The organism is Haloarcula sp. H-GB4, assembly GCF_030848575.1.
GTDB lineage: Archaea > Halobacteriota > Halobacteria > Halobacteriales > Haloarculaceae > Haloarcula.
Genome location: NZ_JAVDDX010000003.1, coordinates 1 through 23152 on the forward strand (window position 1 = coordinate 1; position 23152 = coordinate 23152).

Annotated in this window: 22 protein-coding genes, 1 rRNA gene and 1 pseudogene; 12 read left to right on the forward strand and 12 right to left on the reverse strand. The window is 59.5% G+C overall.

The window, feature by feature from the left end; genetic code table 11:
* The 5 genes and pseudogenes from RBH20_RS16205 to RBH20_RS16225 all read right to left on the reverse strand — a co-directional run.
* Positions 1 to 346, reverse strand: a pseudogene (locus RBH20_RS16205) (hypothetical protein); the annotation flags it as partial.
* 70 nt (positions 347 to 416) lie between these two features.
* Positions 417 to 1292: a hypothetical protein gene (locus RBH20_RS16210; RefSeq protein ID WP_306710523.1), complete on the reverse strand. Its 876-nt coding sequence runs from the start codon at positions 1290 to 1292 to the stop codon at positions 417 to 419.
* A gap of 103 nt (positions 1293 to 1395) precedes the next feature.
* Positions 1396 to 1629 carry a DUF2249 domain-containing protein gene (locus RBH20_RS16215; RefSeq protein WP_306710525.1) on the reverse strand — a complete coding sequence of 78 codons (234 nt, stop codon included), beginning with the start codon at positions 1627 to 1629 and terminating at the stop codon, positions 1396 to 1398.
* A 168-nt stretch (positions 1630 to 1797) separates the two neighbouring features.
* Complete coding sequence (locus RBH20_RS16220) at positions 1798 to 3231, reverse strand: hypothetical protein (protein WP_306710528.1); 1434 nt, start codon at positions 3229 to 3231, stop codon at positions 1798 to 1800.
* Positions 3224 to 3973, reverse strand: coding sequence for an ABC transporter ATP-binding protein (locus RBH20_RS16225; RefSeq protein WP_306710530.1), 750 nt, complete (start codon positions 3971 to 3973; stop codon positions 3224 to 3226). Before RBH20_RS16225 ends, RBH20_RS16220 begins: the two co-directional genes overlap by 8 nt.
* 113 nt (positions 3974 to 4086) lie before the next feature.
* Between RBH20_RS16225 and RBH20_RS16230 the strand changes: the two genes are divergently transcribed.
* The 4 genes from RBH20_RS16230 to rrf all read left to right on the forward strand — a co-directional run bounded on the left by RBH20_RS16230 (position 4087) and on the right by rrf (position 6941).
* Positions 4087 to 4227 (forward strand): hypothetical protein, encoded by a 141-nt coding sequence (locus tag RBH20_RS16230; protein ID WP_306710532.1) that lies wholly within the window; start codon positions 4087 to 4089, stop codon positions 4225 to 4227.
* A 194-nt stretch (positions 4228 to 4421) separates the two neighbouring features.
* Entirely contained in the window at positions 4422 to 5747 is a 1326-nt protein-coding gene (locus RBH20_RS16235; RefSeq protein ID WP_306710534.1) for a hypothetical protein, read from the forward strand.
* 239 nt (positions 5748 to 5986) lie between these two features.
* Positions 5987 to 6604 carry a nitroreductase family protein gene (locus tag RBH20_RS16240; protein ID WP_306710536.1) on the forward strand — a complete coding sequence of 206 codons (618 nt, stop codon included), beginning with the start codon at positions 5987 to 5989 and terminating at the stop codon, positions 6602 to 6604.
* A 214-nt stretch (positions 6605 to 6818) separates the two neighbouring features.
* A 5S ribosomal RNA gene (gene rrf, locus RBH20_RS16245) occupies positions 6819 to 6941 on the forward strand.
* A gap of 108 nt (positions 6942 to 7049) precedes the next feature.
* Here rrf and RBH20_RS16250 read toward each other — a convergent pair.
* The gene (locus RBH20_RS16250; protein WP_306710538.1) at positions 7050 to 7922 is read right to left on the reverse strand and encodes a universal stress protein; all 873 of its coding nucleotides are present in this window, start codon (positions 7920 to 7922) and stop codon (positions 7050 to 7052) included.
* 341 nt (positions 7923 to 8263) lie between these two features.
* Between RBH20_RS16250 and RBH20_RS16255 the strand changes: the two genes are divergently transcribed.
* From RBH20_RS16255 to RBH20_RS16265, 3 genes are all read left to right on the forward strand, one after another.
* Positions 8264 to 9028, forward strand: coding sequence for an Lrp/AsnC family transcriptional regulator (locus RBH20_RS16255; protein WP_306710541.1), 765 nt, complete (start codon positions 8264 to 8266; stop codon positions 9026 to 9028).
* Between the two features lie 292 nt (positions 9029 to 9320).
* Positions 9321 to 9680 carry a hypothetical protein gene (locus RBH20_RS16260; protein ID WP_306710543.1) on the forward strand — a complete coding sequence of 120 codons (360 nt, stop codon included), beginning with the start codon at positions 9321 to 9323 and terminating at the stop codon, positions 9678 to 9680.
* A 43-nt stretch (positions 9681 to 9723) separates the two neighbouring features.
* Positions 9724 to 10434: a TrkA family potassium uptake protein gene (locus tag RBH20_RS16265; RefSeq protein WP_306710545.1), complete on the forward strand. Its 711-nt coding sequence runs from the start codon at positions 9724 to 9726 to the stop codon at positions 10432 to 10434.
* A 120-nt stretch (positions 10435 to 10554) separates the two neighbouring features.
* Here the strand turns inward: RBH20_RS16265 and RBH20_RS16270 are convergent, their stop codons facing one another.
* The 3 genes from RBH20_RS16270 to RBH20_RS16280 are packed head-to-tail and all read right to left on the reverse strand — an operon-like array spanning position 10555 to position 12417.
* Positions 10555 to 11214, reverse strand: a complete 660-nt coding sequence (locus tag RBH20_RS16270) for a cytochrome c biogenesis protein CcdA (protein ID WP_306710547.1) — start codon at positions 11212 to 11214, stop codon at positions 10555 to 10557.
* A 1-nt stretch (position 11215) separates the two neighbouring features.
* Positions 11216 to 11743, reverse strand: a complete 528-nt coding sequence (locus RBH20_RS16275) for a TlpA disulfide reductase family protein (protein WP_306710550.1) — start codon at positions 11741 to 11743, stop codon at positions 11216 to 11218.
* Positions 11740 to 12417, reverse strand: a complete 678-nt coding sequence (locus RBH20_RS16280; protein WP_306710552.1) for an SCO family protein — start codon at positions 12415 to 12417, stop codon at positions 11740 to 11742. Before RBH20_RS16280 ends, RBH20_RS16275 begins: the two co-directional genes overlap by 4 nt.
* Positions 12418 to 12905: 488 nt before the next feature.
* Here RBH20_RS16280 and fmdA point away from each other — a divergent pair, with 488 nt between their 5' ends.
* Entirely contained in the window at positions 12906 to 14177 is a 1272-nt protein-coding gene (gene fmdA, locus RBH20_RS16285; RefSeq protein WP_306710554.1) for a formamidase, read from the forward strand.
* Positions 14178 to 14211: 34 nt separating this feature from the next.
* On the forward strand, positions 14212 to 15828 hold the full coding sequence (locus tag RBH20_RS16290) for a TCP-1/cpn60 chaperonin family protein (RefSeq protein ID WP_306710555.1): 1617 nt from the start codon (positions 14212 to 14214) through the stop codon (positions 15826 to 15828).
* Positions 15829 to 15891: 63 nt separating this feature from the next.
* On the opposite strand, the gene RBH20_RS16295 is transcribed toward RBH20_RS16290, so the two are convergent.
* The gene (locus RBH20_RS16295; RefSeq protein WP_306710556.1) at positions 15892 to 16626 is read right to left on the reverse strand and encodes a universal stress protein; all 735 of its coding nucleotides are present in this window, start codon (positions 16624 to 16626) and stop codon (positions 15892 to 15894) included.
* A gap of 2 nt (positions 16627 to 16628) precedes the next feature.
* Positions 16629 to 18059 (reverse strand): APC family permease, encoded by a 1431-nt coding sequence (locus tag RBH20_RS16300; protein WP_306710557.1) that lies wholly within the window; start codon positions 18057 to 18059, stop codon positions 16629 to 16631.
* A 205-nt stretch (positions 18060 to 18264) separates the two neighbouring features.
* Between RBH20_RS16300 and RBH20_RS16305 the strand changes: the two genes are divergently transcribed.
* Complete coding sequence (locus RBH20_RS16305; RefSeq protein WP_306710558.1) at positions 18265 to 18741, forward strand: Mov34/MPN/PAD-1 family protein; 477 nt, start codon at positions 18265 to 18267, stop codon at positions 18739 to 18741.
* A gap of 87 nt (positions 18742 to 18828) precedes the next feature.
* On the opposite strand, the gene RBH20_RS16310 is transcribed toward RBH20_RS16305, so the two are convergent.
* Entirely contained in the window at positions 18829 to 20391 is a 1563-nt protein-coding gene (locus RBH20_RS16310; protein ID WP_306710560.1) for a sodium:solute symporter family protein, read from the reverse strand.
* Between the two features lie 410 nt (positions 20392 to 20801).
* Here RBH20_RS16310 and RBH20_RS16315 point away from each other — a divergent pair, with 410 nt between their 5' ends.
* A complete protein-coding gene (locus RBH20_RS16315) occupies positions 20802 to 21818 on the forward strand; it encodes an AbrB/MazE/SpoVT family DNA-binding domain-containing protein (protein ID WP_306710562.1) in 1017 nt (338 codons plus the stop codon).
* Between the two features lie 187 nt (positions 21819 to 22005).
* A complete protein-coding gene (locus RBH20_RS16320; RefSeq protein WP_306710564.1) occupies positions 22006 to 23112 on the forward strand; it encodes an agmatinase family protein in 1107 nt (368 codons plus the stop codon).
* Positions 23113 to 23152 lie beyond the last annotated feature (40 nt).

Below are 23152 nucleotides of genomic sequence, written 5' to 3' on the forward strand. Positions count from 1 at the left end.
CTCGTCGTCGGTCGGTACTGCCGTCATCCTCGACAACGATACGACTGTAGATCGGGTCGCCCGACGATGCCTGAAAGTGTTCGGTTCTGACATCACCTTCGTCAATGTGCAGGTAGCGCCCGCCGTCAGCGGTCACAGCACCCTCGAATTCGAGTGCTGTCTCACTAGCCGCAACAATCGCTCCCGTCGCCCGGTAGTCGTCGGACTCGGGCACCGTGAACCGTTCATCGACCGGTTTCTTTGAGTGAGGGTTTACACTAGTGAACGGATACACAGCGGCGAAGACGAGCGCGAGACAGCATAGCGCCAGCACACCGTTGAGGAGTCTCGCGGTACGACGGTCCATATCCCAGTACAAATACTGACCAGCAAAAGCTATTCGAAAACCGCAGTGCGATCACTGGCGCCCATTCGGATTATCGCAGCCGGGTGTACGCTACCCAGACGACGACAAGTCCCCCGATGATGATGACGAACTCGATATCGAGGTCGAAGAGGACGAACTCGAGCGGCAGCAGGTCGGCGTTTCGGGTAGCGAACAGACCGAGGACCAGAACCAGCCCGACGAGCAGGGCCGTCGGAACCAACACCTGTCGGCGGGAGAAGCTGACTGCGCCGACAACCGCAAGGCACAACCCAACAAAGCCAGCCAAAAACAGGAACTGCATCAGGAACGCGACGCCCAGACCGCCCCTGCTGACGACATCAAGTTGATAGTACTCTCCCTGGTACTGGATGTAGTAGATGCCCTCGTTGAGCGACGGGGCATCGGAGCCGCCCTCGAACTCTGGTGGTGAGTCACCGTAGATTGAGACCTCATTGTCGGAGTCGGCAAGTGTCTGTGACACCACGTCCTGAGCCTGTGGCGACAGCGACTCGAAGTCGTGGACGACGGGACCCGTGCCGAAGATGCGGTTCTCACAGCCTCTGGCGCTAGTCACAGTCCCCCCGTCATCCCGAGGGCCGCGGTGAGCATCAATACAGTAATACGTGTCATCGACCGCAACGATTGTCGAGCCGTAATCGGGACGGAACTCGGTGGCTGCGTCCAGCTCCTCCGCCGAGACTGCGGCTTCACCGGAGGTATTGTGTGCTGTCCTGACCAGCGCTTGGCCACCATCTGAGAGCTCCTCGTACCGGTAGATATCGCGGTCAGGTTCGGAGATGGAGTACGTGTGCTGAGTCCGGGAGTGGTCATAGATCTGGATGCCAGCGAACAACACGAGACCGATGCCGGCCAGTATTAACAAGAGGGCCGGGACCTGATCGCGGGTAGGACGGGCAGGGACCATAGAGGACGGTTCTATATCGCTTTGTAAGTGCTTTGTCACGCCGGCTACGCAATGACCACCCTCACTCAATCGGCGTAGCCAGTTTTTCCACCCCGGTCGCAGGCTACTTTTTCGGGAGGGTTGCGATGAACTCGTTTGAACCGATGCGGTCGACAGTGTAGCCCTCGGCGTCGAACGATTGTCGCTCCGCGGCCATCTGGTGATAGAGCGGCGTCGGCTCGTGGTCGTTGACTATCGTCAGTGCCTCTCCGCTGTCCAGGTCCTCGAACGCATCGAAGATCTTCGGGTGTCGCTTCGGCGGTGGAATCTCTCGAAGATCGAGTTGTTGTTCTGCCATGCAATCTATCGATCACTAGCTACTGTAGAGAGCCTTTGTGCGAATATATTCAGGGCAGGGCTCCAACAGCGATACCACGGAGCCCGCATTCGGTTACATCGACCACATCACCGATATATTTCGGTGGGCTGTGTTCTCTTCGTCGTTACAGACGACCGCTTTTGCAGTTCAGGCCTGGTGATACCGGTTCAACCACTTCGGTAGCGACCGACGGTAGAGGCCGACACCGACAACGCCGAGGACACCACCAAACCCACCGAGCGCGGCAAGCAAGGTCCCAGACAGCGGCGAGATGGCGAACCCGGCGATAAGGATCGGGACTAGCGGAAGGACCATTGCCGCGCCGAAAACAGCGAACAGGGCTGTGTCGAAGAGGAACTCGTTCGGAGAGAGGCCGGTGAGGTACACAGTAGTACCGAAGATGTAGCAGGCAACGCCGACGAGCAGGACGGCCCCGACGGCTGCCTCAACGACCGGCCCGCCACGCCAGACGAGTGCGAGTCCGTAGAACACGAGTCCGACCAGTGGGCCGAGCAGGAGGAACGCCCGAAACTTCCCCGCGAAAACGGCTTTCACAGAGAGTGGGTGGGCGAAATACAGGCTCACATCGTCGGATTGTGTGAGCCAGTTGTAGGTCGTAAACCCCGAGAGCCCGAGAATAGCACCGAATGAGATCCCAGTGGACGGTGGCACGCCCGTTATCTGTCCGGCGAAATCGACCAGTGCGGCAGTGACGCCGAACAGCACCGCCGCTGAAAAGAGGACTTTCCCGAACCCGCCAGCGCTCCGGTGGATGTCGAGCAGGCTCTTCGTTGCAACTGGGTCACCGAGCCGTCGCCACCAGCGGCGGAAGGCCGGTGTGACCGTTCGAGCGGGACGGGGCGCGGTCGCATCGAAGGTGGCAGCGCTGAGCAGAAAGACGATGAGGATACTGGCAACCGTCGCTCCGGTCCGCACAGGGGTCTGGGCGAGGAACAGACCGTAGGGGGTGTAGGAGACGATATCGACACCACTTGCCAGCGCTGCACCGACGGCGACGAGTGGGGCCGAAAGTAGCGCCAGACCGGGAACGCCGCGGCCAGCGAGACCGAGGGCCGCAATCGTCGTTCCCATCCCGAAGACGAACGTCAGTGCCAGAGTCGTCCACAGAAGGGAGACAGTCTCAGCCACGAGGAGGGGCCCAGCGGCTCCTTGGACTGCAAGCACCGTTCCAAGAGAGATCGGCAGCAGAAACAGCACTGCGTAGTAGACACTGTCCTTGACGATGAACAGTCCCAGCAGCGTGTTCTGCGATAGCGGGAGTGTGCGGGCCGAAAAGACCAGCAGCGTCACATCACCGAGAAGATTCCGGAGCGCATCCCGTCCCACAAAGCCGATAGACCCCGTGTGGAGACCGAAGACGAATACCAGTGCGTGGAGGCCGGCGAACACGGTTTCCGGTTCGGTCCCGGTAACAGAGAGAAGTTTGGCTGCGCCTCCAGCGAGCAGACAGATAAACACCGGAAACAGGGAGAAGTGACTGCCGCGAAAGAGCCGGCTGTGGAGTCGCCACTCCTCCCGGAGCATCTCGACAAACACCCTGCGCGCCCGTCCGTCACTCATGTGTCAGCGGTTTGGGTCCCTGGTCCACTGTCGCGTCGACGTTGTCCAGAAACACGTCGAGGAGCGTCACATCGGCGTCGAGTTCTGTCGGCCGGACATCAGCGACGAGGTCGCCGCCGTACATGATGCCGACCCGCGAACAGAGTTCGGCAGCAACGTCTACGTCGTGTGTTGTGACGACAATTGTGTTGCCGTCGTCCCGGTACGAACGCAGGAAGCGCTTGACCCGCTCCTGAACGATCGGATCGAGATTCGCCAGCGGTTCGTCGATGAATACGACAGCAGGCTCGTGGAAGAACGCGCCGGCGATCATCACTTTCTGCTGTTGGCCCCGCGAAAGGTCCGAGGACAGCGTGTCGAGCTTCTCGGTAAAGCCAAGCCGGTCGGCCCACGACTCGGTCTGCGCTGTCACTTCGTCGTCGGGCATATCCCGGATAGCACCGACGAAGTCGAAGTACTCGCGCGGCGTCATGAAACTCGGCGGTGACTCTTTTTCAGGGAGAATCCCCGCTCGTTCGCGGACCGCTGTTGGCTGCGTTGCCGGGTCGACACCGAGTACCGCTGCCTGTCCACTGTCCGGACTGAGTTGTCCGGTGAGGATCTCCATCGTCGTGGTCTTGCCGGCGCCGTTCGGCCCGAGCAGTCCGAAGAACTCACCATCGTCGATGCTGAGCGAGAGGTCGGCTATCGCGGTTACGTCGCCGTAGGACTTCCGGAGTGATTCGATCTCGATTGCTGTCACGGAGTTCTTTCCACTATCGTGGTTCTGTCCGTATAAGCTGTTATACTAGATGAGAACATCCCAGATGATCTGATAGCGGTTTCGCGGATACGTGCATCTAACTTGACGAATCTGTGCCCTGCAGTATCGGCCTCATCGACGGCGAGACCGCGTTTTTGACCAGCGACGGCGAACGCGATAGCGGATTCGACAGTATCTACTGTACCCTCCCGATGTGGTGGACCGGGCGTCAGGGGTACTCGATGAAGCAGTGACGGCGTCGGCTCCGCTCAGTAACCACATCGATACCGCCAAAAGTTAACTCCGGCCGGCATAGCGGACGCGATATGTATTGAGCGGTATACTTGTCAGAGATGTATCGGCCGAAGTGTCACCTGCTGTCCGTGTTGGTATAACCGTTGTTTGAGTAATCGGTATCTCTTAACACATGACAGGATAGATATGTGACATGGCCCCGCATCGACTCCACCACCTTGCCCTCCTCTGTCTGGTCTGTGCGTCGCTCCTCTGTATCGCCATGCCCGCTGGCGCAGCGCCCCCACCGCGGCCGCTGTGTGACGCCTGCGGTGACACGTTTGAATCGACAGCCGAGTCCCACGGTGTATCGGTCACCGTCACCCACAGCAATGCAACCGTCGCCGTCAACAACAACGGAAGCGCTACGTGGGTCGTCCACAATCGTCTGTCTAATTCAGAGGGGGTTGCACGCCTCCGGGCAAACGAGAGCCTCCGGACTGCTATCGCTGACAGAGCGATGTGGGACACCGAACTCCTGAGCGCGAACGTTTCCGGTGATGGCGTCATAACGCTACGCTACCGCGAGGCCGACTTCGCCGAGCAGTCCGTCGGCAGGACGGTCCGGACTGGCGAGTTTACTGAAGCCTACGGCTATCGAAACCTCGATGGCCTCGGTGCTGACCGGCTTGTCGTCGTGGCTCCCGACGGGATGCGAGTCGGGCAGGGCATTGACGGCGCAACCGTCTCAGACGACGGACAGCGGATGACGCTGACCGAACTCAACGACGGGCGTGTTGTGACGTTCGTTCCCCAGGATACGGCCATTGGGCCGCTGTTGAGTCTACTCGCGGTCGGAACACTTCTCGGTCCCGTGATGGCAGTGAAAGCGATTGCGTACATCACGCTCCCCGCAGCGGTGTTTACTCTCTTGATTGGCGCTGCTGCCGGGGGCGTTGACTGGCTTGATTGGGATTTGAAACAAGTCCGAGACTCCGCAGGCATCGTATTCGCCGGCGTCGGCGCGCTAGCGACTGTCCTGTCGCTTCTTGGAGCAGCGGGCGTTTTGCGGGTAGGTGGCATAGCGGCACCGCTGTTCGGCGGTGGCACTGCGCTGTTCGTGTGTGGAATAGCCCTTTCTCAGCAGCGTGTCCGTGAGCGCACAAGCTATCGGGCGGTCGTTGGCGGCGCAGTAGTCGGCGCGGGCATCGCGCTCGGAGTGACGATAGCGGCGGCGCCGATGGTTGTCAGGGACGGGTTCACCTTCCTAGTGTCAACACTGTTGATTCTTGGACCGGCGTTTGTGCTTCTCCCGGCTGGGTACGCAGTCGGCCACGGAAACCGCCGGCTGGCGTTGAAAACCGCCGCCATCGGGTTCGTGCTGTCGATGCTGCCAGTTCTTCCGATACTGCCTGCACCGGTTGGACTGGGCGTGCTTTTCATCCCCGTGGCCACGGCCAGCGCCGCCGCCGTTGCTATCGTCGGCCTGCCTATCTTCCTTGCCGGCGTCTCGCTCGGCGTTCCCTCGTCTGGCCGTTGACCAGTTCTCTGGCGACAGCCGTAGTGCGAGCACACACTCGGTGTGGGTCTGAACAGCCCGGCGTAGACGTGTCAGTTTATCATAGACAACCACGGTCGCGCCCTGATTTGATTAGCTGTACGTGACTGTGCTACACTATATCATGTACTTTATATGTACTCGAAGATAGCATCGATGTTACCTGATTGTAGTTATGTTGCCGGTAGTACATACGTGCGCAAACCGAAGAGAGATGTATAATGTCACAGACGAATGCCGCCCATAATCTCGACGACGAGATCGCAGAATACCGTGACCCTGTCCACAACGTCGACCCGCTCTTTGTCAATCGCTGGTCGCCCCGTGCGATGACTGGTGACTCTCTCGCTGACGATGACCTCCATTCGTTGTTTGAAGCCGCACGCTGGGCCCCGTCCGCGTTCAATAATCAGCACTGGCGGTTTGTCTACGCTACTCGCGAAGACGACGAGTGGGACTCCTTCCTCGACCTGCTGAACGAGGCCAACCGCTCCTGGGCACGCGATGCTGGCGCGCTCATCGCCGTCTTCTCGAAGGTCACCCTCGACCACAACGGCGAGCCCGCTGTGACGCGCTCTTTTGATACCGGCGCGGCATGGCAGAACCTCGCTCTCGAAGGCGCTCGGCGTGACCTGGCTGTCCATCCGATGGCGGGCTTCGACTGGGACCGGATTCACGACGTCCTTGGCGTCCCCGAAGACGAATTCGATGCCGAGGCGATGGTCGCCGTCGGTGAACGCGCCGACCCCGAAACGTTACCTGACGACCTCAAAGAGCGTGAAGAACCGAGCGGTCGGAAGCCGCTGGACGAAATTGTCTTCAGCGGCCGGTTTGAGTGAGCGCCTAGTTGGATTCTGTACGCCGCTTAGATCGCAGCGACCGATATCTCTCCAGCGCTACCGAGCACGAAAATGGGTTAGCACTCCAGAACAGAATGCCGGAGCAAGTCGTATCGTACGTTTCGATTTTCTGCTATTGAACGGGTGAACTGTGTTCGGGTAGTTTTCGTCTCCGAGTAGCTACCCTTATACCTGTGGCCCCCAGAGTAGGTATATAGGCGGCCACAGCGGTGGGGTTGCCTCCCGTACCCATCTCGAACACGGAAGATAAGCCCACCAGCGTTCCAGGGAGTACTGGAGTGCGCGAGCCTCTGGGAAATCTGGTTCGCCGCCACCATTCATACCTCTTCACAAGTACTGGTGAGCTACGCGACTTCGCTATAGCACTGCATACACTAACATCACGGTTTCGGGGTCACGTCTCGGAATACTCAGTCTATCGAAGTCAGTTTCGCTCGAAGCTGAAACCGCCATCGCCGTCTCCCTGTACGGTCAGAACTGCATTCTCGGATTCTTCTGTTACGGCTGCAGTCACTGAGCCCGTTACGAACTCTCGAAGGCGGCTTTGGGTTGGTTTCCCTATCACAGTGACCGTATAATGCGTAGACTCGTTGATTATTGCTTCCGCAACATCAGGTGCTTCGAGATGCCATGTGTCGAGGGTGACCGACTCCGGGAGACGGGTTCGCGCTGTTTCGAACAGCTTTGATGCTCTTGCCACCGCAGTCTCGTCTTTCGTTTCAGACACGTGGAAGAGGTCAAGGGGTGCGTCTGCGCCCATCGCTAACGCGCCGCCGACAACAACTCCGAGAGCAGAATGTGTGCCTTCGGCAATCGGGACAAGTACCGATGAGATTCCCGAGGCAGGTCGTGAATATGTAACGGAGACAACATCGCACGATGCTTTCTTTCGCATCCGGTCGGCTGCGTTGCCTCGAAGTCCTTCACCAAACAGTTCGGGTGTGTGCTCGTCCAACACAGCCAACTGGACGTGGCGCCGTTGTGCGACCTTGATTGCGGTCTTGAGTGGGCTATCGGTCTCTTCAACAATCAAATGCGCGTCAGCAGTGTGCGTCTCGTCCAGTCGTGCCTGCAGTAGCTTTCGACCGACTGAAGTTGTCTCTGAACTCCGGGTAGCGCCGCCCGTGAGAAAATCAAGAACGAGCAGTTCCCCATCGATACCGTCCGCGATGTTCAGCGCAGTCTCGAACGTGAAATCGTCGTGTGTACTGAAAATCGGGTAGAGAATTCGTTGTGGCGGAGCAGCAGTATCAGAGCGCTCCAGAAACTCCTGCAGACTGGTTTCTGTGTGAGTCATGCTACGTACTGATTGTTTATCCGTAATAAGTGCGTGGAGATATTGCGGATAGCGTATTAGATGTATGCTGTAGCTCAGATATACCAAAAGCCAACACCGAGGACACGCGCCTGTCCGTCTGTGTAGGCGCAACACGTTCCGGAGCGGTGTCGCAAACAGTGTTTGAATCGCTGTATAGGTCAATCGGCGAATGAACCACCTAGACCGCGGTAATAGCCCGACTCCAAGTCGACGATGTCTCGTTATGATCGGTTACTCGCCGAGTCAAATTGTCGACTGTCATCTTTAGCCGCCGTCGGGTTAAGGGAAAAAGGGATTGCCACGCCCCCTGTAGTTCCAGTATGAGTCGGCGTCTCGACGAAATCGACAGGCGCATCATCTACGCGTTGCAACAGGATGCACGGAACATCTCGGCCCCGATGGTCGCTGATGAGATGGATGTCTCCCCAGGGACGATTCGCAACCGCATCGACCAGCTCGAAGATGCAAGCATCATCAAGGGGTATCACGCCGATATCGACTACGAGCGGTGTGAGAGTCGCCTGACCAATCTGTTCGTCTGTAACACCTCTGCGAGCGAGCGAGAGAATCTGGCCAGAAAGGCGCTCACGGTCCCCGGCGTGGTAAACGTTCGAGAACTCCGGACCGGCCGTGGCAACCTCCAGATCAAGGCCGTGGGCGAGGAAATGAGTGATCTCACGCGGATTGCCCACCAGCTCAGCAAGCTTGGCCTCGAGATAGAGGACGAAGACCTGATTCAGGAGGAGTATTTTACCCCCTACGAACCCTTCGGACCGGATGGCGCGAGTAAGCAGGGGGCGATGACCGACATGGTGTCGCTCTCCGGTGGTGCGGAAGTGGTCGACGTAACCGTCAGCCCGAATGCCCCGATTGTGGAGACGACACTTCGTGATGCGAACGAACAGTCACTACTCGACGAAGCGGTCCTTATCATCGCAATTGAGCGTGGCGATGAGATGATTACGCCGAAAGGCGATACGGTAATCCGTTCCGGAGACCTTATCTCTGTGTTTTCTCGGAACGGTGTCCCCGAGTCGACGCTGGACGCGTTCGGTGAGACGAACGAAGCGATTACGCCGTCATAGATCCTCCTGCTGACTATTCTTCCTGCGCACGGGTTTTGTACTGAATTGCCTGTTCCTCTTGTCCTGACGGTGTTCGGACAGACAGTCACGGCAAGCACACAACGAATGTATTTCTTGTTGATTCTATTTTGGAATGCAGAATATATATTATTCAGTATCAGGATTCAGTAGTTGGTTGGCAATACTTATGACGATACAATATTCTAGCAGTGACAACGATCTCAGCGATACCAGAATAGTAGTCTGGAAGATACGCCGACTGCCGTATAAACGAGATGGATACGACGAACATATGACTGGACTTGATACTGAACCGCCTGAGGACGTCTCTGAAGAAGCGATCACTGCGCTGCAGGACAGTAGTGACACCCAACTCAGGGCGATCATCCACTACGCACAGCAGTTGCTCCACGACCACCCACCACTCACAGAGGCAATCGAAGCCCGTGAAGGGGAGACACTCGTGCGAACGAAGGAGTACGAGGCATACACCATTGTCGTTGTCGAACGATCTGACAGTGCTGGGGAGAGGCGTGGCCCCTTCGCCTACCGCGTCCAGTGGGAACCCGATATCGAAGGAGAAGACGGCAAGTACCGGTGGCACTATCTCGGGAAGGTATGCAATGGTGACCGGTTGGTGAGTGACGCGTGATCCCTGCTGTATATGGACTGCAAAGCAACCACACACAGAATATATGTACATAATCACTGTCGGAGCGGGCGATATTGGAACGCCGCTCATCGAAATTGCAACAGGAACCGGAAACGAAGTCGTCGTCATCGAGCAGGACGCTGCGAGAGCGGATGAAGTCGCCAACGAGTTCGACTGTATGGTCCTCAACGCGGATGCGACCGTCAAAGAAACGCTGGAGGATGCCGGTGCCAACCGCGCAGATGCGATCATCACGACGACGGATCAAGATGCGACAAACGTCATGATCTCCCTTCTGGCACAGGAACTGGAAATCCCTGCAATTGTGTCAGTCGTCCATAATCCGGAGCACATGAACCTGTTTAAACAGATCGGCGTCAACACGATGGAGAACCCACAGCGTCTCATTGCGGAATCACTCTTCAGATCCGTGGACCGGCCATCGATTGTTGATTATATGCGAGTCGGTGATGTTGCGGAAGTGTTCGAAATCACAGTCACCGAGAAGGCACCGATTGCCGGGCTGACACTCATTGAAGCCGACGAGGAGGGACTGTTAGATGCCGAGACGCTCGTTGTCGCGATTGAGCGGAACGACGCGGACGCGCCTATCACACCACGAGGGCAGACACGCATCGAAGCGGGTGATCTATTGACGGTGTACTCTGGTTCAGGGGCGACACCCGAAGTGACGGACATCTTCGGCCATTACGAGGACCACGCAACGAAGAATTCGAACAGGTTCGGCCTATGAGCAGTCCGCTGTCCGCCTATCTGAGGACCCGCTAATCGATATCCGATGATGAGACTCCAATTATGCCGCTGTTCCAGCCCCGACTGTGGGGCTACCCACTACAATTAAGCTCGATTGAACCTACACCACGCCGAGCTTGAACACTGAGAGGTAAATCTGCCCGCCGCCAGCAAGTATCATCACGACGGCTGCGATCTGGTGTATCCGGTGCAGGTACGTGCCAAAGGTGCGCCAAATGCCGATTCCAACGCCTGCAAGAAGTGTCACGCCGACAAGCGGAACCGCGACGCCGAGTGCGTACGCTGTGAGGACGAGAAGACTTGTGTGGACTGGCAGTGCAAGCGCCTGGGTGACCACGCCGAAGAACAGCGGCACGACACAGCCAGCTGCGGCGACCGCGTACACAGCACCGAACACGCCAAATCCAGTTACTGATGCCGGTCGCTCTGGCAGCGGGACGCGGAGTTCAGGCTCACGGTTCAGGAGCATCACGACGCCGAACGCGATCAGACCAAGTCCGATAACTGGTTCGAGCATCGGGAGTGCGTTCTTGAGCGGTTGGCCGAGTGCGAGGACGAGCAGCGCAACGAGGGTAAGCGCAGCAAGCGCTCCGCCAGCAGCGGCGGTGGCCGGTGGCAGCATACTCACATCACCGTCGCTTTCACGCAGGTAATACCCGATGTACCCCGGAAGAAGTGGGAACGCACACGGGGCAAAAAACGTCGCGACGCCAGCGCTGGCAGCGAACGCAAGTGTCCCGAATACGGCGACTTCAGCCATCTTACACCAGTGCGTCGAGTTCGTCTCGGAGCGTCTCTTCCTCGGCGAGCCCGCTGTGACCGAACTGGACAGTTCCGCTTTCGTCAGCAATCGCGATGTACGGAAGTCCGTCTGCCCCGAACGCCGCAAGCAACTCGCTGCCGGGGTCCAAGCCGACAGTCCAGGCTCCGCCATTGCGGTTCCACCACTCGCTGATATCAGCCCTCGTCAGTGTCTCATTCGGCCGCTCGTTCGTCACTGAGACGAACGACACGTCGGTGTACTCGGGCCGGATCGCGTCGAGTATCTCAAGCTGGTCGTCACAGGGCGCACACCACGTAGCGAACAGGTCGACCACCGTGACAGTTCCCGGCGTCGGCACGGCCGTTTCGCCTGCCGACGAGCCGCGTGCATCGAGGGTTTCAACGCGAACCGGAAGCTGTTCTGTGTCTTGGAGCTGGATACCTGACAGCCCGTTCTGGGCAACCCAGAGACTCCCACCGGTGAGACCGAGTCCGGTCATCGCCGCAACGACCTGCCGGCGGTTCACGCGGTTCTCACCGTTTCAAGATCGGCAATGATTGTTTCTTCGTCCGGTGACTTCGAGCGGTAAGCACGCTCGACGAACCCATCGGCGTTGACCAGTAGCGTCAGTGCTGTGTGCGTGAACATGTACATATCCATATCCTCGGGTTCAGTTCGCTGGAACATGACCCCGAACTGGTCCTGTATGACAGCCTTCGCCCGTTTCTTTGACGCCGGTCGAAGGAACTGCCAGCTTCCGCTATCGGCGTCGACGTTCATCTTGTCAGCGTACGCTCCGAGTCGTTCTGCGGTATCACGGGCGGGGTCGAACGTCATCGGGAGGAACCGGACATCAGCGGCGTAGCCGTTGTTCTGTGCGTGGCTCTGAATGTTCCGCTGGGTCGAGATGAGGACAGGGCAGACAGTCTGGCAGTGGCTATAAAAGAACGTGAGGAGAGTCGGTGTTTCAATATCGCGCAACCGAACCTTGCGTGATTCAGTCGGTGTGGCGACACGTACGTCCGGAATCTGTTCACCCCATGCGGGATACGGAACATCGCTGCTCTCGAACTCCCGGTCGGGTTCTTCGAGCACGACATCGGGATTCGAGTCGCCGAAGCGACCACTACCGAGACAGCCGGCCATTCCGACAATTGTTCCAACCGCACCCGTCGATTTGAGAACCGTCCGTCGGCGCATACGCGGTACTTGTGCCCTCGAATATTTGGAGAATCTGGTGTGACTCTCGTAAAACCACAGAGCAGTGAAAGAGACGATTTTCGGACCCGGTCGGACTCCGGAGGAGTGGGGCGACGCTTATATTAGCAGTACGTATCACGTTTCACCGTGACGCTGTGTACCACGTACTTTCTGGCGGGGTCCGCTCGAATCACGTAACATAGCACAGCGTCTTGTTAATTTAGGGGAGCAGTGGCATATCAACTGGTACACTGTGATAGTTGGTGTGTGGTGAATTATCATACACCAATATCAAAAGAGAAACTATTCGAAGTTATACCGCTAGTTTGAGAAGAGTGGATTTGGATATATTCTCCGTATTAAAATGGGTTTGTAGTTATATCTCGAAGTACGGGTAGTCAATGTTTCGTATCTTGGAGCAGAAGTGTAGGTCCGAAACGTCAATCGTCCGAACACTTATGTGTAATCTATCCGATACTGTAGTCGTAATGCCAGAAACGAAGTTCGAGGTCGATGTCGACAGCGAGCCAGACGAACAGCCGGGCGCGAACCCGTTCAATCGGTGGCACCCGGACATCCCGGCGGTCGTCGAAGCGGACCCTGGTGAGAGTATGCGACTGGAAGCTCTCGACTGGACCGGCGGACAGATAACCGATAACGACAACGCCAACGAGGTCCGCGACGTGGATCTCTCGCAAGTGCATTATCTCGCAGGGCCCGTTCACGTCAACGGTGCCGAGCCGGGTGACCTGCTGAAAGTCGAGTTCCACGACATGGGGCCGCTCAACGATCGCTCCGAGTTCGGGTTCACTGGCACGTTCTCCCAGCAAAACGGCGGCGGCTTCCTGACCGACCACTTCCCCAAAGCGGCCAAATCTATCTGGGACATCGACGGCTACACGGTCTCCTCGCGCCACATTCCCGATGTCGAGTACGAGGGGAAGATTCATCCCGGCCTCGCGGGGTGTGCCCCCAGCGAAGAACTGCTGGAAGCGTGGAACGAACGCGAACAGGCACTCATCGACAAACACGCCGAGGACCCCGAATCGATACCGAACCATCCGACCGGGAAGGAAGAGCCAGCCGTGGCGAATCCGCCGACGCCCGACGGTGCGCTCATGGGGGAGATGGACCCCGACGAGGCCGAAGAGGCTGCCGAAGTCGCGGCCCGAACCGTTCCGCCCCGGGAACATGGCGGGAACCACGACATCAAGGACCTCTCCATCGGCTCAACGGTGTACTTCCCGGTGTACGTCGAGGGCGCGAAGTTCGGCATCGGCGACTTCCACGCCTCGCAGGGCGACGGCGAGATATCCTTCTGTGGCGCTATCGAGATGGCCGCCTACGTCGACCTCGAGTTCGACCTCGTGAAAGACGGGATGGAGAAGTTCGGTGTCGACCACCCGATCTTCGAGCCGGGCCACCGCGGGCCGAACTTCGAGGACTACGTCACCTTCTGTGGCTACTCTGTCACGGAGGACGGCGAGCAGAAGTACATCGATTCACACACCGCGTATCGGCGAGCCTGTCTCCAGGCTATCGATTATCTCAAGCAGTTCGGCTACACCGGCCAGCAGGCGCTGCACATCCTCGGGACTGTCCCCGTTGAAGGGCGACAGAGCGGTGTCGTGGACGTTCCAAACGCCTGCTCGACGCTGGCGCTCCCGACGGGCGCGTTCGACTTCGACGCGTCACCCGAAGGTATCGAACACAACAGCACCGACCGCGGTGACCTCTGTGTCACTGACGACCCACTGTAATGAGGGCCAGAGACAACGAGGACTGTCGACACTGATGTTGGGAGAGACGACTGAAGATGACGGCAATGACGAGCCGAATCCCACGCACACCGCCGCAGGTGAACTCGCCGACGCAATTCGGACGACACTCGGACCTAACGGGCTGGACAAGATGGTCGTCGGTGAGAACGGGACAGTCATCGTCACGAACGACGGGTCGAGTATCGTCGAATGGATGGATATCACGCATCCGGTCGGCCGGTTGGTCGAGCAGGCCGCGGCTGCACAGGACAGCGCCGTCGGGGACGGGACGACGACGGCAGTTGTGCTGGTCGGGGCACTGCTCGAGGAAGCCGCGGCGCTTCGTTCGGACGGGCTTCATCCGACGACAATCATCGACGGCTACGTCAGGGCTGCCGAAGCTGCCCTTGACCAGCTTGAGCAGTACGAACGTGGCCTGCACAGCCGAAACGACGACCGACTGATACAGATTGCGAGGACCGCCGTCACGGGGCGGTGGGACGACGCTTCGACCGACCGATTCGCCGAATTGACTCTTAGTGCGCTGCAGGCAGTCGAGTTCGACACATCGCGGCTCACGCTCAAATCCTACCCCGGCGGCGAACTCCGTGAATCCGTCTGTCTCGACGGAGTGGTGGTCGATCTAGAGACATCATCAACATCCCTCGAAGCGCTCAGTCACCCAAGCATCCAAACGCACGACGAGCCGGCTATCGCGATGGTCGACGCCGAAATCGGCATCGAGGAACCAAACCACATCGAATCGGTAGAGCTGCAGAATGCGACACAGCGGAGCGCGTTTCAGGACCACGAACAGGACCGGAAGACGGAACTGGTAGAGCAGGTGGTGCAGTCGGGTGCGACCGTGCTCCTCTGTCAGAAATCCATCGACGAGGCAGTCAGGACTGCGCTCGCGCAACGGGGCGTACTCCCCGTCGAGCGGACCCGGCGGGACGAGTTCGATGTCATCGCCCGGGCGACGGGAAGCACGCCAGTCATGTCCGTCGACGACCTGACCGTGGACAGCACCGGCACTGTCGAATCGGTCACGCAGCGGACGGTCGGGACCACACAGACGCTCACGCTGCAGGGCTGCCCAGAGGAACAACGAGCAACACTACTGCTCCGTGGCGGCACGCCACACGTTGCGGACGAGGTCCGTCGCATCGTGGCGGATTGTATCGACGTTACGCGTGTCACACTCGATGACGGCGTGTTCGTGCCCGGCGGCGGTGCGGTTCCGACCGCACTGGCGATAGACATCGCTGCCCTGTCCCGTGGGATACCAGACCGGACACAGCTCGTCTTCGATGGGTTTGGAGCCGCGCTGGAAGCCCTCCCCCGGACACTGGCCACGAACGCGGGCACAGACCCATTGAGCACGCTGACAGCGATAAAACAGCGACACGACGCCGGCGCGGCGACGGTCGGTGTCGGCCCCGATGGACATCCCCGGGATATGGTTGCGGCGGGTGTTCTGGAACCATCCACAGTGTTCAGGAGTGCTCTGCAACGGGCAGTCGCTGTTGTGACACAGATCCTCCGGGTTGACGACATCGTGCAGATTAGCGCAGACGAGCGCAGAACTGACGCTGAACACGACCACGCCCACGCGGCAACGGGTGGCTATCCGTGGGCAGTGGGGCACTGAGGGCATGACAAGAGAGTAAGCACCGGCAGCTATCCAGCCGACCGGATGCTGAGTCAGGGTGGGTTACCCGTCTTCGTCCTCTTCAGCGCGTTCGCGCTGGACTACGAACACCGGCCCGAGGAACCGGTTCGCGACCTGATCGGCTGGCATCCCGAACACGAACGTCGACAGCGACGGGTCGGTTTCACCCATCACGACCGTGTCAAACGCATCAGCAACGTCGACAATTGCGTCAAGGGGGTCCTGATCGCGGTCGATCCGTGTCTCGATAGTCGACGGGTCCATGCCGAACTCCGCCAACCGGTCCGCCATTCCGCCGAGTAGTGTCTTGATATCGTCGTCTGTTGTATCTTCGTCCGCAACGTGATATAACGTCACATCGGCGTCCATGTCTCCGAACACACTGGCGACGACACGGGAGAGACGGTCAACGCCAATGGCCCCACGGACTGGGACCAGTACGTCTTCGACCGGCCCTGTGGCGTTCGGAACGAGAACAGCCATGCAGTCGTGCTCGGCAATCATGCGATCGATGGTCTTCTGGCCGTCGTGTGTGAACACGAGTCGCCGCTCGACGGTGGCCCCGGCGTCCTCGAACATCTCCTCGTAATCATCGAGCCGTTCCGTGGCCCGGTCCTCGAACTGCATCCGGGCCTGGCCGGGCGCAGTCTGTTCCGGGATGACGTGATACCCCAGCAGGACGACATGTGCATGGGCGAGCAGTTCGGGGACGCCCTCCGGGACCGATTCTCCCTCGAGGACGCGAATTGGGACGAGTATGGATAAACGGTCAGTCATACTCAGATATCTCCCTTAAGTGTCACGTCCCCAGCGTAATAACGGTACCAGAGGTACGAGGCGAGCATGACCACGATGCCGATGCCGATTGACGTGGGCTGCATGAAGATGATCAGTCCGAAGCTCGCGAGCGCGCCCACGACCGGGACCACTGGATAGCCCGGCACTCGATAGCTTGGCGAGTACCACTCGGGATTTTGACGACGCAACACGAGCAGGGCGATACACATCAGCCCGTACATAATCAGGTGGAGAAACGAGGCGACTTCGGCGAGGAGTTCGACCCGGCCAGTCGCGACGAGGACGAGGATTGGACCGCCAGCAGAGAGCAATGCGATGTGTGGCGTGCCGTATCGAAGGTTGACTTCGCTCGCCTTTCTGGGGAGCAAGGCATCCCGGCTCAGAGCGTACACGGCCCGGGAGGCACTGAGAATTGACGCGTTCGCACTCGAGAACGTCGCCAACAGCCCGGCACCCAGAATCGCAACCGCACCGGGCAGCCCAAGGAAGTCACGGGCGACTTCGACCATCGCGGTCTCCCCGAACTCCCCCAGCCGATCGGCACCGAATGCGCTGGTCGCGACGAAAATTGTGACAACGTAAAATACGGTGACGATAACGACCGAGCCCACCATCGCCAGCGGGAGGTTCCGACTCGGTTGTTTGATCTCACCTGCGACAGTGGCGACCTGCGCGAACCCCAGATACGACGTGAACACGAGCGCAGCGGTCGTCAACACTGGGATGTATCCTTTCGAGAAGAACTGCTCCGGTACGGTGTCGCCGCCGAACACGCCCACGGCATCGAGTACGCCGTATGAAAGGAATCCCGTGAGCACGACGAGGAGGACCCCCACCACCACGTTCTGAATCTTCGCGGTGTTTTCGGTGCCGCCGATACTCAGTGCCGTCAGTGCAGCCCCGAACAGCAACCCGATGCCGATGACCGGACTGAACGGGAGCGCGACGTTTAGCTCAGCGAACACGGCGCTCGCGTAGTGGCCGAGCCCGACCAGATAGAACGCCGAGGCGAACATCAGTCCGAGCCACAGTCCGAGGCCCACGATCGCGCCATACGCCGTCCCCATCCCGCGCGAGATGAAGTAGTACCCGCCACCGCTCCGTGGCATCGCCGTGGCGAGTTCGGAGGTCGGAAGCGCCACGAGCAACGCGATCAGCCCGCCGATTGCGAACGAAAGGGTAGCTGCAAGGCCAGCGTTTGCGGCCGCCAGCCCCGGAAACACGAAGATTCCAGCACCGATCATCGTCCCGATTCCGATTGCCAGCCCACCGACCAGCCCGATAGTCCGTTCCAGTTCAACGTTGTCGTCGTGGACGACTGCGTCGTCGGTGACGGCTTCCGGTTCCTCAGCAGGTACCTCACCGGCGATGTTCTCGCCTGCAGGGTCGACGTCGACAGGCTGCTCAGGCATGTGACAGAATATTCCCACCTACCCGATAAAACCGCCGACGAAATGCGTGCCGACTCCGCAGGCCACAGCGCCGGTGAACTGGATGAGCAGCCGGCGCGTAGCGCCACATAGAGAACCATCTCTGTGGGCTCGCGAAACCCCGCTTGCGGCTCCGGAAGCCAGTGAGCCGGCCACACACTACCGGCTGGCCAGTCGAAACAACTCTATGTCTCGGTCACTTGCTGTGAATACTGTGCGTTTCAGTCATCGGGCCCGAGCGCTCACGGTTCCCGACGACATTCGGGACGCGATAGCGGCGCACATCGCGGCGAGTCATCCCCACGAGGCCGGAGGATACCTCGCGTGTACGCTACAGGATGACCAGTTGTATGCGACCGATCACGTCCCGCTCGAAAATGTTTCACCGAGGCCGCGGCGTCGGTTCGCCGCCACGGCACCCGATCAGGTTCCGCCGGAGCCTCGCGTGTTCTATCACTCACACACGTCGGCGTCAACGCCGTCCGGTCTGACGGGCACCGACCGACGGAACATCCGTGACCGGTTCGCGCTCGTCGTGTTTGCCCCACACGGGGAGCCCTACAGTTACCGGCTGTTCCGACTGGGGTTGTTTAATTGGCAAGAGGTCCCAGTGATGGGAGAAGCATCCCATGAAGAGCCGACCAGACTGCCACGGCTCATCTGAGGTAACTGGTCTAAGTGTGGCAACTCGGGGCTGCTATGTGCTGTTCGACAGCGTAGTCGGAAGCACTGGTGATAAAGCGGTATGTACTCAGTCTTCCTCTCCGCCGGCCACGATGTTGGGGTTGCTCTGTTTCTCGACGCTGTATATCGGGTAGTCATCCTTGGTGACGAAGGCGATCACCAGGAACGCCACGAGTCCCACCGCGGCGGCGATGAACGTCGGCAGGCCGTCAAAAGCGGCGGTGAAGATGTCGTTAGGGATGTACAGAAGCGTGTTCTCGTAGGCGTAGGTCGTCGGCACCATCACGAAGAGCACGAGACGGGTGGCGGAGCCGGCAATCATCGAGCCGAGTGCTGCCGGCGTGGTCGCGATATCGGACCAGTATAGTCCCATCACAAGCGGGACAAACGCGCCGGCCAGCATGATATCGAACGCCAGCACGAGCAACATCCCGGTCGCGGAAACCCGTATTGCGAGGAACACGCCAAGTAGCGTTATCGGGACTGACATCAGGCGCGTGACGGTGAGCAGCTTGTCACTCTCCGAACCAAAGAAGCCCTCGTCGACGCCGCCGTCCGCGGCGGCTGCCGGGCTGGCGGTACCCTCTTCGTCGACGCGGATGTTACCGATGTTCCGGGCAATAACGGCAGAGGTTCCCAGAATCGCCCCATCGCTCGTCGAGAATGAGGCGGCGACGATACCGGCGAGGACGAGTGCGGCCAGCCACGGCGGCACGGCGTTCTGGAGGAGCGTATACAGCACGGCCTGGTTCCCGGCCTCGACACCGAGGGAGGCGAGAATCGGGTTCGCCGACAGCGCAACGACGGAGAACGGGACGCCGATAATCAGCGTACCGGCAGCCCCGATGAAGCAGGCTTTCTGTGCAGTCTCGGGGCTGTCAGCCGCAAACACCCGCTCCATGAAGTCGATTGCGACGATGTCACCGAGACCGAGGGCGACGATGGTAGCGAGGTTGATGTACGCCCCCTGACTCGGGTCGGTGAGCTGCCCGAGGTTCGTCGGCCCCATCCCGGATGGAATCGTGATGCCATAGTTCGTCGTGACGTAGACGATGAGCGCGATGGAGCCGATGAACGCGACGCCCGCCTGTAACACGTCGGTGTAGGCGACCGAGAACAGCCCGCCGGCGACAGTGTACGTGAGCACGAGTCCGGCGATGATGAACACGCCCACTTGGAAGCTCGTCCCGACGAAAATCTGGAAGAGGTAGCCACCGGCGACGAGGTTCCCCGCAAGCAGGAACGCATAGGCGACGGACATAATTATGCTTGCGACGATCTCGGCGGTCCGACCGTACTTTCGGCGGTAGAAGTCCGGCAGCGTCGTGAGGTTGAGTCGGTTCATCGGCTTCGCAAAGAACAGCCCGGTGAGGAACAGACAGAGCGCCAGCCCGACAGGCAGTGCAGCGCCGGCCCAGAAACCAAAGCCTGCTGCGAGGTCGGTGTTCCCAAGCGTCGCGTTCGAGTCGAGCGATTGCGCCATCAGCGTCGCCGCGGCCAGCGGGAGAATGAGTCCCCGACCGGCGACGATGTAGTTGATACTGTCGCCGTTGACCTTCTTCGCGACGTAGAACCCGATCGCCATCATCGTCACGATGGTGGCGGCAAGCCCGTAGAGGATGACGCTCACGGCGAACCACCACTGTTGACGATTGGACAACTATAATCGCCTCTGTAGCCCGATTCCACAGTTTTACGCCCAGATTGGTTCCGGGCCGGACGGTATTGAGTCACATCAGTTTCGTTTTGAGGACTACATAAAGCGATTATGACAGTATTGTTTACACAGTAGAGTTATCCCGCAACGAGCATGGACTGTAGGAGTGTGTTAGTGGACACATGTACGGTGCGTAACTCCTAGGACTGTTTTAATACCTTAGCTGCGCAGGCACTTGCATATCGTTCAGTTTCTTGCGAATGTGGAGAATTTGTTTCAACCGGAAGTAGAAAATGCGCCCTAATCTGATAAGAGATAGAGCGATTGATGGACGTTTCGAAAATCCATAGGAGTGGTGCGTGGTGACGCCCGATCCGATTCGAATGAAACGGAAAGTCCAGCAGCTGGGCTCGTCCACGCTGGCGGTGACACTGCCCGTGGACTGGGCACGGCAACACGACATCTCGAAGGGTGACGAGGTCATCGTCCAGCGCGACGAAAATGGTGGGTCGCTGCTCGTCGTCCCCGAACAGCCCACTATCGAGGACGTAGAGGCGACCATCGACGCCGACGCGCTGACCCCTGACGCGCTGGAGCGGGCCATCATCACGCAGTACGTTCTTGGCCGACAGCTCATCCGAATCGAGGCGACGGCACCGCTGGAGACCGAACACCGTACCGCCGTAATGAATGCCGAGCGTCGACTAATGGGGCTGGGTATCGTTGAACAGGCCGAAACAACGGTGACAGTGCGATGCTCGGTCGCGCCCGAGGACTTCGACCTCCCGACGCTGCTGGGCCGACTTAGTCGCACCGAGGCGGTGATACGTGGGGACGCGATTTCCGCGCTCATCGAGGGTGACACGGCCCTCATCGAGACGGTGGAGAGCCGCCAGGCCCAGGTCGAGAAGCTGTTTTACCTGTTCCTGCGTCTGGTGTTTACTATCTACCGGAACCCGCGACTGAACCAGACTGTCGGGCTGGAGACAGGCTTTCCACTGATCGGGTACCGCTCGGTCGCACAGGACGTGGTCTTGATGGCCGACACGGCCATCGAGATCGCGGGGCTGGCGAGCGACTCGGCGACACCCGACCAACGGACCGCCTCGAAGCTCACCGAACTCGGTGACGCGCTCGATGACGCCGCGAGCGCGACCCGGTCGGCAGTGACGACCCCCGACTACGACGCGACCGAAGACGCCCGCGCCGCGTTCGACCTGGTCGATGACAGGATCGCCGAACTGAACGCCCACCTCGAAGCCGAACGTCCCGAACCGTTGCTGGCGCTCCAGCGCGCTGTGGTCCTGCTCGAACGTAGCGCCAGACACGCCCGCGACAGCCTCTCAGTTGCGACGCATCTGGCCTTCCGGAACGACCCTTCTCTGGTCACCGGGGAGTAACTGCTGACCGAGAGGGGCGAGCCAGCATTAAATTCCTTAAGGAAACTCGAACGGTACATGTCCACTCGTGGTCATAAGGGTGGGTTTTACACATCCGAAGGAACGCTTATCCGTAGTTCGCAATCATCTACTTTTGTCGATACACACGCTGGGTTCGACCAGTTCGAGCCCGGGAAACCACTATATCATGACTAACCGAAACGGCGACGACATCTACGGCGAAAAGCACAAAGAAGCGAACGAACCCATTTTCAGCGGCATCCCGACGTTCCTCAAACTCCCAGAAGTCGAACGCGACGCGCTCGATGAAGAGGATGTCGACATCGGTATTCTCGGTGCACCGCTGGACACGGCGACGACTATCCGTCCGGGCACCCGCTACGGCCCGCGTGCAGTCCGGGCCGCCTCGACGGTCCCCTCGCCCCCCTACGAGCATTTCAACATCGAGACCGGCGTCGACCCCTTCGACACATTTAGTGTGGCCGACACCGGCGATGCAGCCGTCTCTCCCGGGGACACCCGTGAGAGCCAACTGAACATCGAGGACGCGGTCTACGAAATCAGCGAGCAGGCCACGCCCATTGTCATCGGCGGCGACCACTCTATTTCCTACCCGGACATCAAGGGCTGGGCCGAAGCGAACGGCTACGACGACATCGGCCTCATCCACTTCGACTGTCACGCGGACACGGGCGACGAGGGCCTTACCGGCTTCGAGTACGACCACGGGGCGTGGGTCAAGCGCGTCTTCGACGACGACCTCATGGCCGGAGAGAACTACACGCTCATCGGTCCGCGTGGGTTCTGGCCCGGTCCGGACACCTATGAGGAGATGCGAGAGGCAGATATGAAGTGGTACACCTCCATGGATGTCGGCGGGATGGACCTCGACGATATCGTCGCCGACGCGGTCCAGCGAGCTACTGACGGGACCGACGCAGTGTGGGTCTCTTTCGACGTGGACGTGATGGAGCCGGCCTACGCACCCGGCACCGGCGAACCCGAACCCGGCGGCCTCGTTCCGCGGGAAGCCATCTACATGGTCCGCGAGGTTGTGAAGGCCCTCGACCCAGAGGACTTCGGCTTCGACGTGGTCGAAGTCTCCCCGGCCTACGACACCAGCGACAGTAGTTCCTACAACGGGGGCGTCACCAGCGGGCTGGCCAACCGTCTCATCATCGAGGTCATGGGGAGCATGGCACTCGCAGAAAAGGGACTGGAATCGGGGGACCCGATCAAGCCCAAGGAACCGCTCGGTCCCACGGAGGAAGCCGAGACGCCTGCCGACGACTGACAGCACGCCGCGGTACGCGGTTCAATCGCTATTGTTGTAC

Excerpts from the sequence above, each read along its gene's own strand:
- RBH20_RS16210 (WP_306710523.1), bottom strand. The coding sequence starts at position 1,292 with ATGGTCCCTGCCCGTCCTACCCGCGATCAGGTCCCGGCCCTCTTGTTA.
- RBH20_RS16215 (WP_306710525.1), bottom strand. The coding sequence starts at position 1,629 with ATGGCAGAACAACAACTCGATCTTCGAGAGATTCCACCGCCGAAGCGA.
- RBH20_RS16220 (WP_306710528.1), bottom strand. The coding sequence starts at position 3,231 with ATGAGTGACGGACGGGCGCGCAGGGTGTTTGTCGAGATGCTCCGGGAG.
- RBH20_RS16235 (WP_306710534.1), top strand. The coding sequence starts at position 4,422 with ATGGCCCCGCATCGACTCCACCACCTTGCCCTCCTCTGTCTGGTCTGT.
- RBH20_RS16240 (WP_306710536.1), top strand. The coding sequence starts at position 5,987 with ATGTCACAGACGAATGCCGCCCATAATCTCGACGACGAGATCGCAGAA.
- RBH20_RS16250 (WP_306710538.1), bottom strand. The coding sequence starts at position 7,922 with ATGACTCACACAGAAACCAGTCTGCAGGAGTTTCTGGAGCGCTCTGAT.
- RBH20_RS16255 (WP_306710541.1), top strand. The coding sequence starts at position 8,264 with ATGAGTCGGCGTCTCGACGAAATCGACAGGCGCATCATCTACGCGTTG.
- RBH20_RS16260 (WP_306710543.1), top strand. The coding sequence starts at position 9,321 with ATGACTGGACTTGATACTGAACCGCCTGAGGACGTCTCTGAAGAAGCG.
- RBH20_RS16265 (WP_306710545.1), top strand. The coding sequence starts at position 9,724 with ATGTACATAATCACTGTCGGAGCGGGCGATATTGGAACGCCGCTCATC.
- RBH20_RS16270 (WP_306710547.1), bottom strand. The coding sequence starts at position 11,214 with ATGGCTGAAGTCGCCGTATTCGGGACACTTGCGTTCGCTGCCAGCGCT.
- RBH20_RS16280 (WP_306710552.1), bottom strand. The coding sequence starts at position 12,417 with ATGCGCCGACGGACGGTTCTCAAATCGACGGGTGCGGTTGGAACAATT.
- fmdA (WP_306710554.1), top strand. The coding sequence starts at position 12,906 with ATGCCAGAAACGAAGTTCGAGGTCGATGTCGACAGCGAGCCAGACGAA.
- RBH20_RS16290 (WP_306710555.1), top strand. The coding sequence starts at position 14,212 with ATGTTGGGAGAGACGACTGAAGATGACGGCAATGACGAGCCGAATCCC.
- RBH20_RS16295 (WP_306710556.1), bottom strand. The coding sequence starts at position 16,626 with ATGACTGACCGTTTATCCATACTCGTCCCAATTCGCGTCCTCGAGGGA.
- RBH20_RS16300 (WP_306710557.1), bottom strand. The coding sequence starts at position 18,059 with ATGCCTGAGCAGCCTGTCGACGTCGACCCTGCAGGCGAGAACATCGCC.
- RBH20_RS16305 (WP_306710558.1), top strand. The coding sequence starts at position 18,265 with ATGTCTCGGTCACTTGCTGTGAATACTGTGCGTTTCAGTCATCGGGCC.
- RBH20_RS16315 (WP_306710562.1), top strand. The coding sequence starts at position 20,802 with ATGAAACGGAAAGTCCAGCAGCTGGGCTCGTCCACGCTGGCGGTGACA.
- RBH20_RS16320 (WP_306710564.1), top strand. The coding sequence starts at position 22,006 with ATGACTAACCGAAACGGCGACGACATCTACGGCGAAAAGCACAAAGAA.